16 protein-coding genes are annotated in these 18,154 nt (G+C 38.2%); 1 reads left to right on the plus strand and 15 read right to left on the minus strand.

What is annotated here, in order from left to right; genetic code table 11:
- Positions 1–17 precede the first annotated feature (17 nt).
- A complete protein-coding gene (locus FFM55_RS08195; RefSeq protein WP_137600882.1) occupies positions 18–671 on the minus strand; it encodes a hypothetical protein in 654 nt (217 codons plus the stop codon).
- Positions 672–834: 163 nt separating this feature from the next.
- Between FFM55_RS08195 and FFM55_RS08200 the strand changes: the two genes are divergently transcribed.
- Entirely contained in the window at positions 835–2,073 is a 1,239-nt protein-coding gene (locus tag FFM55_RS08200; RefSeq protein WP_137600883.1) for an aminopeptidase, read from the plus strand.
- 116 nt (positions 2,074–2,189) lie between these two features.
- Here FFM55_RS08200 and FFM55_RS08205 read toward each other — a convergent pair whose 3' ends face one another.
- The 14 genes from FFM55_RS08205 to yfmF all read right to left on the minus strand — a co-directional run bounded on the left by FFM55_RS08205 (position 2,190) and on the right by yfmF (position 18,071).
- A complete protein-coding gene (locus FFM55_RS08205) occupies positions 2,190–3,293 on the minus strand; it encodes a LysM peptidoglycan-binding domain-containing protein (protein ID WP_170999682.1) in 1,104 nt (367 codons plus the stop codon).
- Between the two features lie 146 nt (positions 3,294–3,439).
- Complete coding sequence (locus FFM55_RS08210; RefSeq protein ID WP_228179760.1) at positions 3,440–4,339, minus strand: RluA family pseudouridine synthase; 900 nt, start codon at positions 4,337–4,339, stop codon at positions 3,440–3,442.
- A 74-nt stretch (positions 4,340–4,413) separates the two neighbouring features.
- Positions 4,414–4,614, minus strand: a complete 201-nt coding sequence (locus FFM55_RS08215) for a cold-shock protein (RefSeq protein WP_040760279.1) — start codon at positions 4,612–4,614, stop codon at positions 4,414–4,416.
- Between the two features lie 262 nt (positions 4,615–4,876).
- Positions 4,877–5,629: a DUF4811 domain-containing protein gene (locus FFM55_RS08220; RefSeq protein WP_137600885.1), complete on the minus strand. Its 753-nt coding sequence runs from the start codon at positions 5,627–5,629 to the stop codon at positions 4,877–4,879.
- A gap of 6 nt (positions 5,630–5,635) precedes the next feature.
- Positions 5,636–7,183, minus strand: a complete 1,548-nt coding sequence (locus tag FFM55_RS08225) for an MDR family MFS transporter (RefSeq protein ID WP_137600886.1) — start codon at positions 7,181–7,183, stop codon at positions 5,636–5,638.
- Between the two features lie 331 nt (positions 7,184–7,514).
- Positions 7,515–8,270 (minus strand): LysM peptidoglycan-binding domain-containing protein, encoded by a 756-nt coding sequence (locus FFM55_RS08230; RefSeq protein ID WP_137600887.1) that lies wholly within the window; start codon positions 8,268–8,270, stop codon positions 7,515–7,517.
- Positions 8,271–8,655: 385 nt separating this feature from the next.
- On the minus strand, positions 8,656–9,600 hold the full coding sequence (gene coaA, locus FFM55_RS08235) for a type I pantothenate kinase (protein ID WP_137600888.1): 945 nt from the start codon (positions 9,598–9,600) through the stop codon (positions 8,656–8,658).
- A 5-nt stretch (positions 9,601–9,605) separates the two neighbouring features.
- Positions 9,606–11,888 (minus strand): RNA polymerase recycling motor HelD, encoded by a 2,283-nt coding sequence (gene helD / locus FFM55_RS08240; protein WP_137600889.1) that lies wholly within the window; start codon positions 11,886–11,888, stop codon positions 9,606–9,608.
- Between the two features lie 209 nt (positions 11,889–12,097).
- A complete protein-coding gene (gene recA, locus FFM55_RS08245; protein ID WP_042494319.1) occupies positions 12,098–13,240 on the minus strand; it encodes a recombinase RecA in 1,143 nt (380 codons plus the stop codon).
- Positions 13,241–13,315: 75 nt separating this feature from the next.
- A complete protein-coding gene (locus FFM55_RS08250) occupies positions 13,316–13,801 on the minus strand; it encodes a nicotinamide-nucleotide amidohydrolase family protein (RefSeq protein ID WP_052348456.1) in 486 nt (161 codons plus the stop codon).
- 122 nt (positions 13,802–13,923) lie between these two features.
- The gene (gene pgsA / locus FFM55_RS08255) at positions 13,924–14,508 is read right to left on the minus strand and encodes a CDP-diacylglycerol--glycerol-3-phosphate 3-phosphatidyltransferase (RefSeq protein ID WP_042494317.1); all 585 of its coding nucleotides are present in this window, start codon (positions 14,506–14,508) and stop codon (positions 13,924–13,926) included.
- 21 nt (positions 14,509–14,529) lie between these two features.
- Positions 14,530–15,465, minus strand: coding sequence for a helix-turn-helix domain-containing protein (locus FFM55_RS08260; protein WP_137600890.1), 936 nt, complete (start codon positions 15,463–15,465; stop codon positions 14,530–14,532).
- Between the two features lie 61 nt (positions 15,466–15,526).
- The gene (yfmH, locus tag FFM55_RS08265; RefSeq protein ID WP_228179758.1) at positions 15,527–16,816 is read right to left on the minus strand and encodes an EF-P 5-aminopentanol modification-associated protein YfmH; all 1,290 of its coding nucleotides are present in this window, start codon (positions 16,814–16,816) and stop codon (positions 15,527–15,529) included.
- Entirely contained in the window at positions 16,809–18,071 is a 1,263-nt protein-coding gene (gene yfmF, locus FFM55_RS08270; protein WP_137600892.1) for an EF-P 5-aminopentanol modification-associated protein YfmF, read from the minus strand. The genes yfmH and yfmF overlap by 8 nt, the downstream gene beginning before the upstream one ends.
- Positions 18,072–18,154 lie beyond the last annotated feature (83 nt).

The raw sequence follows: 18,154 nt of genomic DNA on the forward strand, positions 1-18,154 counted from the left end.
ACCACTGTCAGCTTAAATTACTTATCTTTATTATCATCTTTTTGGTCATCTTTATGCTCGTCTTGCTTATTATTTTTTTGAGCATCTTGTGCTTGCTTATTAGCCGAATCAGCCGTCGCATTCGCCTTATCTGCTGCTGCGTTAGCATCTGCGACTGCTTTGTTAGCAGAATCTTGCACAGCTTGCACAGAAGCATTCGTATCACTCATCTGTTTTTTCAAATCATTTAAGTCTTTATCTTTTTTATCTAGTGACTTTTCTAACGATGAAACTGATGCTTTATATTTACCAGAATCCTGTTCTGCATTCACAATTCGCTGATTAGTTTTCGCTGCTTTTTTCAACAAAGGAATGCCACCGTTTGTATCAATAGCCCGTTGATACAAACTTTTTGCTGATTCCCAATTTTGTTGTTTGATTGCTTTATCAGCCCGTGCGAGATAATCTAACTGTTCGCTAGCTGTCCGGTTCTCAATTGATACGCGCACCTTGCGTGAAGCTTGATAATGTTGTTTTGCAGTTTGCCAATCTTGGACGGCTACTGCATTGCGCGCCTTGTTTAATTCTCTATTGTAGGTACGGTCATCGCTAAACCACATCATAGCAGCATAACCTGCAATAATAATAATTATCAGCCCAATCACCGAGATGATTATTTTTTTTCGACTCATAATACCCTCCTTTGATAGGTAATTTTAGCATTATATCATGTTTACATTTAACCAACAATTCAATTACATAACAGGATTGACAAGCACAAAACTCATGTAACAGTTTATTCATATGAAAATTTAATGTAAAATGAAATTTATCTTAAAAAACGGAGAAAATATCATGGCAATCAAACATTTCAATCAATTATTAAATAAATATGCTGACCTAATCGCTCAAGTTGGTATCAACGTTAAACCGGGTCAAGATATTATTATCTACGCTGAAATCGATCAAGCTGATTTGGTTCACCGTATTATGTCAGCCGCCTATAAACTTGGTGCTAATCAAGTTATCGTAGAATGGAAAGATACCATTTTACAACGCGAATTCTTAAAGCATGCTGATCAAGCAACGCTTTCAAATATGCCAGCTTGGTTCTCAGTACGTGCAGAATCATTAATGGCCAACCATACTTCTCGTATTTCAATCGTTTCTAGCGATCCTGATGGTTTTAGCGACGTCCCTAGTGACCGTGTGTCACTTTACGAGCAAGCCTATCAACGTGCCAACAGTGCTGTTCGTCAAGCAGCCATGAATAATGATGTCTCATGGTTAGTTGTCGCTGCTGCTGGCAAAGAATGGGCGCAAAAAGTTTTTGCTGACTTATCTGCTGACGATGCAACCGCCAAGTTATGGCAAGAGATTTTTAACATTAACCGCATTAGTTTAGAAAATGATGTCGTTGCCGATTGGCAAGCACACATTAATACCCTCAATAAAAAAGCTGATTGGCTAAATAAACAAAACTTTAAAGCGTTACACTATCACTCTGCTAAAACTGATTTAACAATTGGCTTAGCAGAAGACCATGTTTGGGAAGCTGCTGAATCATTTAATAAAGCTGGTAATCGTTTTGTCCCAAACATGCCTACTGAGGAAGTATTCACTTCACCCGACTATCGTCACATCACAGGTACAGTGCAATCAACTAAGCCTCTTTCATACGCTGGTGTCTTAATTACTGATATTAAACTCACGTTTGAAGATGGTCATGTTATCGCAGCAGATGCTACTAACGGACTAGAAACGCTACAACAGTTAATTAAAACTGATGCTGGTGCTGCTTCACTTGGAGAAGTATCACTTGTGCCACATGACTCGCCTATTTCAAATTCAAATATTGTTTTTTACACAACACTAATTGATGAAAACGCCTCTGATCACTTGGCCCTAGGTGCAGCATACCCTTCAAATATTAAAAACGGTACGCAAATGTCCGTTGCTGAACGACAAGCAAAAGGACAAAACGATTCATTGGTTCACGTTGACTTCATGATTGGATCATCAGACATGGCTATTGATGGCATTAGTCAGGATGGTCATCTTGTCCCTGTTTTCCGTAATGGTAACTGGGCATAACCTAATAATCATATAAAAAGCAGCAAATTACCCATTTTTTACACGGTGTAACTTGCTGCTTTTTCTAGGTGGCACACTGATTGTCCACCTTGTTTATTTATATTTATTATAGCTGTTTATCTTGAAACACCAACAATGACATCACCAACTTGGGCAAAACCAAAGTGCGTTGAACCAGCACGCATTTCCCAGTCACGATGACCAGTACCACTAGCAGTTGTCATGTTCGTTTCATTGTACCAAGCATCTACAACAGATGATCCTGAACCAAATCCAATTGAAATAACTTCATTAGGATTGCTCCAGTGCTCATTTGGAATAGCACGGCCAGCATTGGCAATTTGTTGTGCCCGTGCTTGCGCTTGTGCTGCCAAATCTGATGACCATTCTGTCGTCATACCACTACGCATAGACTTCAAAGCGTTAAATGTTGCGTTATCAACATTACCTGCAGTTGTAGCTGAGGCTGAAGTTTGTGAAGATTGCGCTTGTTGTGCAGTTGCAGCTGATTGACTAGCAGCTGCGCTGGCATTGGCTGCGGCAGCATCATTAGCAACTGAAGCTGATTGTGCTGATTGTGCTGCTGCATTAGCCTTGGCAGTTTCGGCAATTGCTTGTGACTCAGCTGCTTTGGCAGCAGCTTCACTGGCAGCCGTAGCATTTGATTCAGCTGCTGCCATTGAGGCTGCTTGTGCTTGTGAAGCTGCAACACTAGCAGCGTAAGCTTGTGAGGCTGCTGCTTGTGATGCGGCCGCTTGACTTTGAGCAGCTTGCGAAGCTGCAACAGCTTCATCGGCTGCTGCTTGTGAGGCTGCAATTTCATCAGCAGAAGGCGTTACTTCATAGGCCGTTTGAGTTGTTTGTTGATTAACAGATGATGATGCAACAGGGGCCACGGTATTTGAGCCGTTAAAGTGTTGACCAGCAACAATCAAGTCAGGATTAACAATACCATTAACAGCAGCAAAGTTATCAACAGTGTTGTTGGTAGCCATTGCTAGGGCCCAAACAGTATCACCTAATTGCACTTGATAATTGTTGACACCACCATTGTTTGTCACTTGTGATGCAACTTGATCAACAGTGTTAGCTTGCCATACATCTGCAGAAGCAGACTCATTACTACTTATAAAAGCAACTCCTGCTGCAGTTGTTGCGACAGCAACTGCGGCCCATTGCTTTCCTGCTTTATACATTTTTTTGTGTGACTTAGTTTCCATTGATGAAGTTTCCCCTTTAATCATTTAACACTTTCACGTGCCTTTAATTTCATTAGTTTTTATAACGTTCTTTAATAATAACAAATATTCTTAACAAAATCATTACAATTCAAAGGAAAAATTTTACATTTCTTAATAATTAAGTATCAGTACTTAACATTTACTGGAAAACTAGCTGGTAACGGAGCGCCAATTGATTTTACCTGTGTGGTGAATGGTATTGGTATTTGCACTACTGCCGAATGTAATAATAAGCCACCTGGATAGTCGGTTTGCATATTATATAAATCATCCCCCACCAACGGATGGCCAATCGCTGCCATATGTAAGCGAATTTGATGTGTCCGTCCGGTTTCCAATACCAATCGCACTAGTGTTTGTTGATAAACAGTTTTTATTTTTGTCCAATGGGTTATGGCTTGTTTTGCATGTTCCCCATTAACTTGACGCAATCGCTTATTGGTTGGATGATCACCAATTGGCAAAGTAATCGTACCTTGATGCTCATCCAAAACACCATTTACCCAAGCAAGATAAGTGCGCTTAATAGTTTTATCATGTAACTTTTGATTCAACATCGGTACAATGTACGGTACTTTAGCAATAATTAGCGCACCAGTTGTTTGACTGTCTAGACGATGAACCATGTAAGCCTTTTTATTTTGACGGCTTAAATAAGCTTGTGCAAAATTCATCATTGTCCCATCTTCACCAGGAGAATTAGGATGGGATTTAACACCCTTTTGTTTATTAACAACCATGAAGTCATCATTTTCAAATAACACTGCCAATGTTTGACTGTCATCTGGTAGATAGTGCGAATCTGGCGTTATAAAATCATGCGCCAACCAAGTCATTTGCAGGTTATCACCAGGATTTAAAATCGTTGAAGTTGGCTGGTAATATCCGTTTAAACGAAGTCGTTTTTCCATACGAAAATTGCCACGTACCCGTCGTGGTACTTGCCAACGTATTAATTGGTCTTTAAGTGAAATTGGTGGTTGGTTAGCTGGCAACACAATTGTTTTTGTCCATGATGTCATCATGATTACCTCCAAAAAAACAAATAAAAAAGCCTGAGAGAAAACTCCCAGACTTTTTTGGTTAAAGCTCGCTAATATTACAACTTTGAAACGTTAGCTGCTTGCAAACCACGGTCACCTTGTTGTACTTCAAATGATACAGCTTGACCTTCTTCTAATGACTTGAAGCCATCAGTTTGGATTGCTGAGAAGTGTACGAATACATCATCACCTGATTCGCGTGAGATAAAACCGTAACCTTTGTCTGCGTTAAACCACTTTACTGTTCCTTGTTCCATGTCTGAAACCTCCTGGCATCTTGCCATAAAAATTTAATAATCCAAAACGAAGATGCCCTTATTTCATAGAAACATAAAACAAAATCTTTCAAACTATATTCTTAGTATAACACGTGTTCGAAACTAATGATACTGGTTTTTATAATATATATATATATATCAGCAAAATATGGCTATACTCACAAAAAAACATTCATCAACGTCTAACAGTTCCCTGTTAATCAATTGATAAATATTTCATTGTACACGTGTACATACACATTTACTTTAACATTTGCTTCATAGCATTAGCTGTCATTTCAGCCGTTACTTGTTGTGTATAATCAGCAACGTCATTGGCATTAGCTTTAGGGTTAGCTTTTAAATAGGTAGCAACCTTTGCCTGTACACCTTCACGCATTTGCGTTTGTTGTGCTGCCATAGCTGTTTTATCTTGCGCTGCTGCTTGTTGCTTAGCAGTTAATTGCTTTGCTTGTTTAGCAGACAAAACAACCCATGTCTTTTCTGGTACTGTCACAGTTGCATTTTGCTTAACAAGTGAATGACCTTCACCACCAAAGCCTAGCATTAGCTTAAAGAAATCATTGCGCCATTCCCAGCGCGTTGTCACTGTTTTAACAGTAGCTTTATCAACATCAGCTGTTTTATAGCTTGCACGTTTAAGCACTGCCTCAGTCATATTTTTCTTATCTGGTACAAAGTGTGGCTTAGCTTTTTTATCTTCACGATCAGCATAGACCATGACATAATTATCTGCCTTTGTACCAAGTTGTTGCGTAATCAACATACCAGCTGGTGACTTTGAACCACCCGCTGAATAAATCGTTCTCTCAGACGATGTTGTGACTTGCTTCATACCGTAATGAGAATTCATGTTGGCTGTTAAAAATAGTATCGTGACCACTAGTAGTCCAAATGAAATCAAACCAGCTACAAGACGTGTTGTGCGATTATCAATATTCATCCATGACACATAAGTCAATATTGAAAGTATGATCAAAACAATAATTATCATTGTAGCCTAGTCCTCCTTTTCATCTTTAATTGCAACACCATTAGTCATACCATATGGTACCACCTTACCCTTGCGGATAAAGAATACCAAGATAAGTCCAACAATAGCAAACGCAAATCCAATTGCAAATGAAACGCGGAAGCCCTTCATTGAAGCATCCAACATATCTGCCCCATATTGTAATGGATTAGTTGTTTGTAATGCCTTACTTGGTTGACTATTTGTCATAATATTTTGTGTCACTGATGTTAGCAATGCCACAACAACTGACGAAGCAACTTGACGGGCCGTGTTGTTTGAAGCAGTTGCATGAGCTGCTTCATTAGGTGGCAAAACTGACATTGACATTGTTGTTAATGGCATCATGGCCATAGCAACACCAAACATACGAAGTGCATACAATGTTGTAATAAAGGCACCTGGTGTACTTGTTGTAATAAACATAAATGGTAATGTTCCCAAAGCTAGGATTGCAAAACCAATAATTGATAGACGCTTAGCACCGATACGATCATATGCACGACCAGCAATTGGCGCCATAATTCCCATCAACAAAGCTCCTGGCAACAATACTAATCCTGAGTTTAGTGTTGACATACCATGAACATTTTGTAGATAAGTTGGTAGCATCATTTGGACACCCATCATCGCCATCATTGTCATCATAACTGCAAGCGTCGTTAATGAGAACTGCTTGTTCTTGAAGACCCGAACGTCCATGAAAGGTACTGGCATCTTAAGTTGACGCCAAATGAATAGTAGAATGATAATCAAACCTGCAAGAATTGGTGAAACAACTGTCTTGATATCGCCCCAACCATCTGTTGATACGTTGGTAAATCCCCAAATGAAGACACCAAATCCAACAACAGAAAGGATAAATGATAGGACATCTAACTTCATTTTCTTAGTTGACAAAACATTCTTAACGAAGAAGAATGACAAAATAAATGCAATTACCACAACAATCAATGGCAAAATAAAGATAGTTCGCCATGAATCAGAAATTGTCAATCCTAATAAAACATGATCCTTTTCTAGAATCCAACCAGATAAACTAGGCCCAATAGCTGGCGCTAATCCAATAACAATACCATTAAGTCCCATGGCAGCACCACGTTCTTCAATTGGATAAATGTTAATCATAACGACCTGCATCAAAGGCATTGTAATACCAACTGCAATCGCTGTAATGATACGTCCTAATAAGAAGACCCACCACGAATTTGATTCAGCTGGTGAAAATGCTGTTAACGCCATTCCTAGTGTTAACAAAGCATATGAAATAATATAAAGCGTTCTTGTATTAATACGCGTTGATAAGAAGGCTGATACCGGCATCATCACCCCGTTCGCTAGCAAGAACCAAGTTGTTGCTTGTTGGGCCGTTGAAAATGAAATATCAAAATCATGCATTAAGGTTGGAATAGCCGTCCCCAATGACGTTTGCATTAGCACACCTGCGAATGTACCAATCAACAATACAGCAACCATAGCTGTACGATTGAATGGCTTACCATTCATATCAAGCGTTGTTTGTTTATTTTGCGCCATTTTTTTCCTCCATTTTTTTATCTATAATCACAAGATATAATTCTAAAACTCATTTATCTTTTTATCAAGGGGGTTTGTTAAGTCATTTAACAAAGTTTGTGATTTTAAACACAAAATAATTTGCTATTAATTTTTTATTATTTTACCAGCTAAGAAACAAACAATAATACAAGTAATGAAACCACTTACAAAAAATAGTGCCCTTAACCTACATTTTTGTGTTCCATTTCACAATTTAATCAAATTATTATTTAATTTTTTATTAAACCGCATAAAAAAAGATTGAGATTCAAATATCTCAATCTTTTTTGTTCATTATAAATAATAAAGTTTACCACCAACCGTTAGCAGCACGGAATGCAGTTGCGTTTTGGATTGAACCATAACGTGAGTTTGCATAATTTACCATACCTGCAGTTTGTGAAGAAACAGAACCAGAACCCCAACCTTCTTTAGTTTGGCCAAGTCCACGATAACCATTTGGTGAAACCGCATTAGGATTTCCACCTGATTCAGGGACTACAACAGCATTCCACAAAGCTTCAGTTCCACCGGCAGCTAAGAATTGTGCCTTCGTTGAACCGCCAGCAGCTGGTGCTGCTTGTTGCGTTGGAGCAGCTTGTTGTGCTGGTGATGCAGTTTGAACAGCAGCTGGTGTTGCCTGTTGTGTTGCTTCACTAGCAGCAGCCTTTTGTGCAGCGGCTTGTGATGCAGCAGCAGAACTTGCTGCTGCAGCTGATGATGCGGCAGCAGCTTCACTGGCAGCAGCTGATGATGCAGCTTGTGACATTGCTAATGAAGCAGCTTCACTGGCAGTATCATCGGCTGATGATGCAACGTCAGCTGCATCTAAATCTTGTCCATCAGGTACTTCAATTTTTTGATCAACAAAGATCATATCTGCATCTTTTAAGTTGTTTGACTTAATCAAGTCATCAACTGTCATGTTAAAGTTATCAGCAAGTTGTGATAATGTATCACCTTGCTTAACTGTATATGTTGAAGCGGCATCTACAATTGATGATCCAGCAACGAAAACTGACGCAACTCCGGCAACTGCTAAGGCTGTTTGTTTAACTTTACTCATAAACTTAATATTAACTCCTATATTGGAAACAAATTTTTTTATTTATGCTTATCCATAAACCCGTGACTCTCGGGCTTATTTCACTTTTGGATGTCATTCATCCAACAACATGTATTAGTTTACCAATATCAGCCTTTTAAATATTACGATTATATTAAATGAGATTGCATTGTTCGTTTATTACGATTTTTAAAAGTAACATTCTCGTAATATATCACAACAAAACTTATCAAATAGGGGTTTAAACGACTATCATGCACTTATTTAACTGGTTAACGATTAACCGATTTTCATAAATTTAGAACATAATAAAGGCCGAAAACCTTTAAGTTTTCGGCCTTTATTATTTTTTGTTACATTAGTGTCATTTTGAAAAGTAATGATTTTAAAATTTTCGTAGCCAAATCGTATCAATTTGATGGTTGGCTTGCTTATGCAATACCAAGTCGGCCCGTTCACGAGTAGGTAAAATATATTCATTTAAGTTTGGTAAATTAACTTCTTGCCATACTTTTGTTGCAGCAGCAACAGCTTCAGTTGTTGGTAACTTTGTATACGCTGCAAAAAAGTTATTATCATCTCCTACTGCTACTGCAGATGCCAGCAATGCTTTAAAACGATCAATATACCATTCTTCAATCAAATCTGTATCAGCATCCACATAGATTGATAAATCAAAAAAATCTGAAATATACACAGGCGTCTCAGATGATGCCTGTAAAGTATTAATCCCTTCAATAATAAAAATATCTGGATTTTCAAAAATATCATATTCACCAATCAAAACATCAGATTGATCGTGTGAATATTTTGGCGATTTTACTTTTGACTTACCCTCTTTTAAATCATTCATAAATGATAACAATGCCGTCATATTATAAGATTCCGGAAATCCTTTACGATCAAAAATACCTTTTTCTTGCAACGTTTCGTTTGCCAATAAAAAACCATCCGTCGTTGTTAACGCAATTTGTTTCTTTGGAAAAGCAACTTGTAATAAGTATTGTAACAAGCGTGCCGTGGTTGATTTTCCAACAGCAACAGAACCAGCGATGCCAATAATAAAAGGTCCTGGTGCTGCTGGACGCCCTAGAAAACCAGCTCGTTCATTAATATCACGATGATATTGATCATAGCGCAACTTAATATAACTCACTAATGGTCCATAAATATCAAAAACATCATCTACTGCTATCTGATCATTATAAGCCTTGATGTTTTGTAATATTTGGGGGGTCATTTGCAAACTGTCAGGCGCAACATATTTACTTGCCAATTGTTGCCAGTCTTTTTTATTAAAAACAGCAAAGTTTAAAGGTGCTGTTGCCATGGCGATTACCTCTTCTCGTATAAGTCATCTGCCACACCAGCCAATAATGGTGTGAGTTTTTCTACTGCAAAGACTGTTAACTGATGCATTGCACGTGATGCAATCGTATAGACCAACTGACGTTCATCATCACCATGGTAAACATTGGCCGATGCATCCCACATAATGACTGCATCAAATTCCAATCCCTTTGCTAAGTATGCTGGTACGATAATTGTTCCTGATACTAAGCGCTGGTTTTCGGTTCTAATCACAGTAACATCTACTTGATTACGTAAAGCTTCATAAGCAATTTTTGCATCGTCCAATGTTTTTGTAATGATTGCCGTTGTTTCTTTTGCAGCGACATTAGCAGCTAATTGTTGTACCGTACCTGCAACCATATCATCAACCGAGTCAACAACTGATACAACCGGTAAATCACCTTCACGTTCAAAAGCATCAATTTGCGCACCATGCAACAAAATATCCTTAGAGAAGTCCGTTATTTGCTGCGTTGAACGGTATGTTTGGGTTAGCTCGATATACTCTGATTTTTTAGGATCAAATAATTGGCCTAATTCATCTTGCAAACTAACTGCATTTTCTTTGGTAAAAATGGCTTGATTCAAATCGCCTAACATTGTAAAACGTGCCTTTGGAAAACTAAATTTTAAAAAGGCTAATTGGAATGGCGTATAATCTTGAATTTCGTCAATAAAGACAAAGCGAATTTCACGTTCACCTCGGCTCCCCTTTATTAAATCAAACAGCATCATATACGGTGTCATATCTACCATAGGCAAAGCACCTTGCCGCATTTTATCAACAGTTTGCTTAATACTTGTTTGCCAATCTTCGTTTGTGATTTGATAGGCTGACATATCAATGAAATTAGGCATTGACTTCAAAAAGTGTACAAACTGTTCATTAATATTAATGAAATGATTTCGGTTAACACCACGAATAATTGGTGTAAATGACTTCATCACGATTTGCTTAGCAATGAATTTATATTCCGCTTCATCTGATTCAAATTCACGTGGATTATCACGTAACATCGTATCGTATTGCTCTTTACTTAGATTTTGTACTTCGGCTTCGACCCAATCAGCATGTACTTCATTACCAGCTTTACCTTGTAAAATATTCATCAACTGCTCTTTAGTTGCTTGTAGTCGATTACCTAAATTATAGTTTTCATTAAATGAATAGTAAATTTCAGCAATACGCTTTTTACTAATTAGCTCTTTACCTCTAAATTTAATTGCCCGTAGCTTAATATGTTGCTTATTGAGCTTTTTTGCATAGCGCTGCATGGCCTCAAAGTAAATGCTGGTTCCCTTTAGATCAATAATATTCTTCTCAACGCCAGCTGGTTGTGATTCGAAGCGTTCTTGTAGTGTTTCTAATTGCAACTTTGGTAAACGCCGTGATGCATATTGATAAAATGTCATTTGCACCATATTTTGTTCCCCTAGTTCAGGCAACACTTGATCAATATAATCATTAAATAATTGATTTGGTGAAAATAAAACAACTTGTCCTGATGTTAGGTGACCACGGTAACGGTACAATAAGTACGCCACTCGTTGCAAGACAGCTGATGTTTTTCCAGAACCAGCTGCACCCTGCACAAATAACAAATCTGCTGCCGTGTTACGGATAATTTTGTTTTGTTCTTTTTGAATCGTTGTAACGATTGACTTCATTTTTGTCGTTGATTCGCCAGAAACGGCATTTAATAACATTTGATCACCGACTGCTTCATCCGTATCAAAAATGGTTACAATCGTACCATCTTCAATTTGGAATTGCCGCTTTAATGAAACCTCTGCATCCTGTTTGCCATCTGGTGTTTCATAAGTCACATGACCTAATCCGCCATCGTAATAAATAGAAGAAATTGGTGCACGCCAGTCGTAAATCAAAAAGTTATCAGGTCCATCAGAAAATGATGCCAGACCAATATAAATTTGATCCACTTTCTCTGTTCCTTTTTCTTTTACATCAATCCGCGCAAAATAAGGACGTTCTTGTAGCCGATCTAAAACAACTGCTTGGTGCTCAGCTGAATTCATTGCTAGTTCACGTTCTTGTAGCATTTGCTGTTGTTGACGTACCGACATCGCTGTTTCAAATAAACTACCATACGTTGATGATTTGAAACGAACATCTTTCCAGCCAGCGTCAACATCCGCTTTTTTAGTAGCGGCGCTTGCCTGTTGCAATTGATTCTCCGCTTTAGCATCCTGGATTTTTTCCAATACAAGATCTAAGCGTTTTTGTTCTGCCTCATACGGCGTCATGGCAACTTCCCCCAATAAAATTAGTGATTCTATGTTACACCACTTTCGGCTGATTAGCCAGTTATTTATCAAATCATCATGTGATACATAGTGACTTAAAGTTGGTTATAACAATAAAAAACCGCAATCTACTGAATATATATCAATAAATTACGGGTATTTAAGATTAAGCTAAACACTTAGCCTATCTCGATGTGTTTTTATACAAATTAGTTTTCTTCAATTTCCAAGGGTGTGTCATCTTCTTCAGTTTGTGCAGCATCAGGTGCATCCGCTGAACCATCTTGACTACCAATGTATGCTAAACGTACTTTGTCGTAAACCTCATCATAAATAGCTTTATGCTCGGGTTCTTCTAACCAACGAATAACATTGACTTTTCCTTGACCAATCTTTTCACCTTGGTATGAGAACCATGAACCAGATTTAATAATGATATCTTTATCCGCAGCTAAGTCAATCATTTCACCCGTCTTTGAAATTCCTTTACCGAAGAGAATCTCAACTTCAACTTCACGGAATGGGGCTGCTACTTTGTTCTTGACAACTTTAATACGTGTTAGATTACCAACTGACTTAACATTATCACCATCAGCTTTAGTTGCATCAATACCACCCTTACGACGAACATCTAAACGAACTGATGAATAGAATTTCAAGGCACGTCCACCTGGTGTTGTTTCAGGATTACCAAACATGACCCCAATTTTTTCACGCAATTGATTAATAAAGATTGTTGTTGTGCCAGTCTTTAGGATAGCACCTGACATCTTACGCAATGCTTGTGACATCATACGCGCCTGTAGTCCCACTGATGAGTCCCCTATTTCACCATCAATTTCAGCCTTAGGTGTCAAAGCAGCAACAGAATCGACAACAATCATATCAATGGCTCCTGACGCAATCAAAGCATCTGCAATCGCCAATCCTTGTTCACCAGTGTCAGGTTGTGATAGTAGTAACTCATCAACATCCACACCTAGCGCCTTAGCATAAGTGACATCCATTGCGTTTTCCGCATCAATATAGGCAACAATACCACCGTTCTTTTGCGCTTCCGCCACTGCATGGAGTGCCAAAGTTGTCTTACCAGATGATTCAGGTCCATATATTTCAACAATACGTCCCTTAGGATAACCACCAATGCCTAAAGCAACATCTAACTTCAATGAACCAGTCGGTGTTGATTCAACCTTAGTAAACTTGCTGTCACCAAGCTTCATAACTGAGCCTTTACCAAAAGATTTTTCAATTTTCTTTAGGGCATCATCTAATGCATTTTGACGCTCCTTTGGATCAGTAATTTTACCCTCTAATTTTTTGTTTGGATTAATATTTTTCCCTGTCGCCATGTATCTAGGCCTCCGTTTGTTAGTTTTAACTTAACGCATTTATAGTATAAACTAATCGACGCGTTTTTTCAATATTTAACCGTTCATTGGCATTATTTGTGTTAATAATGTTGCTAACCAATCAAATCCTGCGGCAACACTTGCTTCGCGTACCGTTTGTCGATCACCTTGGAAAGTATATTTTTGTGCCAATGTTACCCCCGTTGGCGTTGCAATGCCAATGTAGACGGTTCCTGCCGGATGATTTTCTAAAGCATCAGGTCCAGCCACACCTGTAAAACTGATGGCCCAATCTGTATGCAATTTAGCTTTAGCACCCGCTGCCATAGCTTTGGCGACCTGACTAGAAACAACGCCATAGGTATCAATCATCGTTTTGGGAACATCAACTAACTGTGTTTTTGCAGCGGATGCATAAGTTACAAAAGCACCTGGTAACACAGCTGAAATCCCGCTTACTTGTGCTAAAGTAGCTGCAAATAGCCCTGCCGTAAGCGATTCTGCTGACGTAATTGTTTGACGTTTTGCGATTAATGTTTGACCAACTAATTGCTGTTGCATACTCAATCTCCTTTCTACCAAATAAAGAAGCGTCACGTGGTAAAAATATCTTTTATTAGTATAGAACAAAAATGAGGTTAAGACGAACAAAAGCCTTAACCTCAATATTATTTTAAAAATTATTACTTAAATCCATCTGAGAAAACTTCACGGTTCTTGTAGAAGTAATCAATTCCTGAATAGATAGTTGCAATCAAAGCAATCCACATCATGATCATTGCAAACGGTACATTAAATGCCGCAAAAATCATATCATGCAACAAGAAGAAAGAAATTGAAATCATCTGAGACATCGTTTTAATCTTACCAGGCATCGCAGCTGCCATCACCTTACCGTTATTTTCAACGATTAATGTTCGTAGGCCAGTAATTGCTAATTCACGAATGACGATAATAGCAACCATCCAAGCTGGTACCCAACCTAATGCCACAAAGTAAATCAATGCTGTCATAACCAACAACTTGTCAGCCAAAGGATCAGCAAATTTACCAAAGTTCGTTACTAAATGATACTTACGCGCAATCTTACCATCAGCCAGGTCAGTTAATGAAGCACCAATAAAGATAATAGCGCCAATTAAATGTGTCACTGGCAACGTTGCACCAGCAAATGTTAACGTTCCCCAATCAAGAGGCAAAGACAATAACAACATAAACACTGGAATCAAGATAATTCGAAATACAGTAAGTTTATTAGGTAAATTCATTTTTTATTTACTCCTATGTTTTTAGCGTGTAAAGCTCATGCCCAAACGCCATACACTGGCGTTTTGTGATTGCAAATCAACTTTTTGATTGTTCAATGATACTTCGGTTGCCAAAGCGTTACCAATGGATACAACGACACCAGTTGCAGTTTGTGGAATCTCAACTTCTTGCGTATCGTTATTTTCAACTGTACCGTTCCAAAGAACTTTACCAGTTGCATCGCTAACTTGCATCCATGATGATCCATCAACAGCCTTTAATTGCATTTTGACGGCCTTATCCGGTACTTTAACAGAACCATAGTTAACAGCAGCACCATTAACTTCTCCATTACCTAAGTCAACTTTATCTGCTTTAGCAGCCTTCTTTTCAGATGATGACTTTGCGGCAGACGTTTTTGATGAACTAGCATCAGATTTAACAGAACTTACTGTCGTCTTTGACGTTTTTGATGATGACTTTTCAACGACCTTTGACGTTGTAACGGAAACCGTCGACTGTTCTTTAGATTCTTCTTTAGCGGATCCAGCAAATGAAGATACCACTGCCCAAATAATTGCAATAATCGCAACGACCACAACACCAATAATGATTTTAGGCATCATATTACGTGTCTTATCGGCAACCGTTTCTTCAGGTTGGTGCATCCCCGTACGTGTCACGTTATCAGCATCAACACGCGCTGCACTTAAATCAGGCTCTGCAGGTGTTTCTGCTTCATTTTCATATTTTTTCATAAAAGCAACTGCATCTAATCCCACAGCTGCTGCATATTGTCGTACAAATGCACGCTCGTAAAAAGCACCTGGTAGTTGATCAAATTGATCACTCTCAATCGCTGCTAAATAACGTTTTTGAATTTTTGTTGATTGTTGAATATCATCTAGTGATAAACCTTTATCAAGACGAGCCTGTTGGAGCTCTTGTCCAATGGTGGTGTTGCGTTCCTCATTCATAAATATTTCACCCTAACTTTTTAAATTTAGCATAATAAATATAATTGCATTCTTATTCATTTTAACATAATTCTGTCATGTCCGAACGAATGATTATACTTGCGATAGAACTAGTTGGTATCATTTTTAAAATCGCTAACATTTCAGGAAAATTCAAAGCTTGCAATGTCGTAATTTCATCTTGTAACGTTGCTTCGTCAAACGTTCGTCCTTCAAAGCGCATTGCAATCTCTTCAAGCTCATTTAATTTATTAATTAACCGACTTAACATGCCATTTTTTACTAATTCAAAACTATTTTGTAACTTATCAACCTCAGCAACTAAATGCGTTAACACAGCCGAAACCTTTTCAACTACCTCTTGTGGTTCACCCGTTTCTGCAACGATTGCCACATAAGCAAATTGACGTTCTGCATCAAATTCAGCACTGAAATTATCATCAATTAAGCCATCATTATACCATGTCGTATAAGTTGGTGAAAAATCGCCAAAAACCAAATCAATTGCTAAACTACCAACCATTGCTATTTTTAATATATCACGCCGTGCTAGTGTGTCAAAATCCAGTTCCCAACGTTGTCCCAAAACAACCTTATTACGTGCTACTGGTAATGATACCTCTAACGTATTCGTTGGGATAGGTTGTAATTCAGGCGTTATTTTTGTTACCATTTGCTGACTTTTACGCTGCCCAGCTGGTGTTTGTTTAATAAATGCTAACATTTTTTGTTCATCAAAAGCGCCTGTTATCACAACATCCATATCTTGGGGTTGATAAAAAGCCTCAAACGCAAGATTTAGTTGTTCAGGTGTAATTTGGTGAACAGATGCAGCAGTTCCTGCAATATCCACTCCCAACGGATCATTTGGGTAGAGACGACTTAAAATCATGCGATAAACGCGTGAATTGATATCATCTTCATACATATCAACCTCTTGCGTAATAATCTCTTGTTCCCGTTGGACTGACGGTAAATCAAAATAAGGTTCTTGTGTAAACGTTAATAATTCTTGTAACGGTGCCCAATTATCAACGCCGGTTGAAACATAGTAACTTGTACGCGAGTGCGTTGTAAATGCATTGGCCATTGCCCCAAGTTCACTCAATCGTGTAAATGCATCATGATCTGGTTGTGCAAATAACCGATGTTCAACAAAATGAGCAATACCAGCCGGCTGCGTCACCAGTTGTCCATTTTGTACAAATGAACTATCACGTGCCCCGTAATCAACCCCTACTACACCAACAATTTGATGGAATTCTGGCCGCGGTAATAAATGCACACGCAACCCATTATCTAACGTTATATGATGTTCAGTTGGTAAAAAATTATCTGTTTTATTACTCATTTGGTGTCCCTCCAACCATCTCATAGTGTAGCTGCCATGTTGCTTTTTGTGCAAAATCACGAATTTGCGTTGCAGTTACAGCATCAATACAACGCGAATAATCATCATCGCTTACGATATGTTGCAGTACCTGCTGATTATATACTCGGTCAGCTAAATATAATGGTTGGTCTAGTGTCATTTTATAAGTATTTTTAATTAACTGTTTGGCAATCGTTAATTCTTCATCGGGTACTAGAGCTTGTTGTAGTCGTTGTAATTCTTCATTAACTTTTTCAACAGTCAGACTCAAATTAGCTTGGTCCACCCCAGCTTCTACTAATAATAAATCAGTATAAGGATTATAATCTGACGAAATACCATAAACAAGACCTGATTTTTCACGTACATTTAATAACAAACGTGAATTAGCTAAGCTACCAAAAATACCATTAAAGACGGTTGCGATAAAGTATTCGCTATCTGCCGCAGGCAATGCATATCCTAACACAAGGCGTGCCTGCACCACATCATCAACCCGTTTAATTTGTTTCACTTGTGGTAGCAAATCTTGATGATAATATGCTGATAACATCTTATCACGTGCCGTAAAATGCAGTCTTTGTGCTAACTGCATGACTTGTGCTTGATCAACATCTCCTACCACCACGATATCAATACGATCTTTGACAACACTGTCTTGCCAAACTTGCCAAGCTGTTTGGCAAGTCACATTTGCCAATCCTTGTGCACTACCAAATGCTGGCGTTGCTTGAACGCTCGTTCCATAATAAGCATTTAAAGCTTGGCGCAAAGCGTAGAATGGTTTATCTTCTTTTAACCCTGCAATTTCATCTAAAGCAACTTCTTTTTGTCGATCAAACATAACTGGCGTAAAGCCTTCATCAAAATTGCCCATTGGCGCGTTAATTACTTCATTCAAAAAATCAAAACCTTCACTTAATAACGATTTGCCAGTGGTCACAAAGCTATCATGTACTAAGTTAAGCTGTAATCTCACTGTATGTAGTTGGCCAATTTTAAATACCTCAACACCAAATGCAGCCCCCATCATTTCATTTAAGACCTGCGTTAATTTGGTTTGTGAATCATATTTTTTAGAGGCCGTTTCAAGCATGTTGCCTGCAAGCACTCGTTCATTTAATGTCTTTTTATTTAATTGTTGCGTAAAATTGACTGCGATGTGGGTTGTTGCAAATTGTTGTGTGGGTAACACATGTATAAACACCCCTTTTTGAATTTCTTTTGTAAACACAAAGGTACCTACTCTAATGAAAACACCTTATTTGTATTTTCGCTTTCATTTAAATTATCTACTGCTATATAAGCAATCGGTTT

The organism is Weissella sagaensis (assembly GCF_005405285.1).
Lineage (GTDB): Bacteria > Bacillota > Bacilli > Lactobacillales > Lactobacillaceae > Weissella > Weissella sagaensis.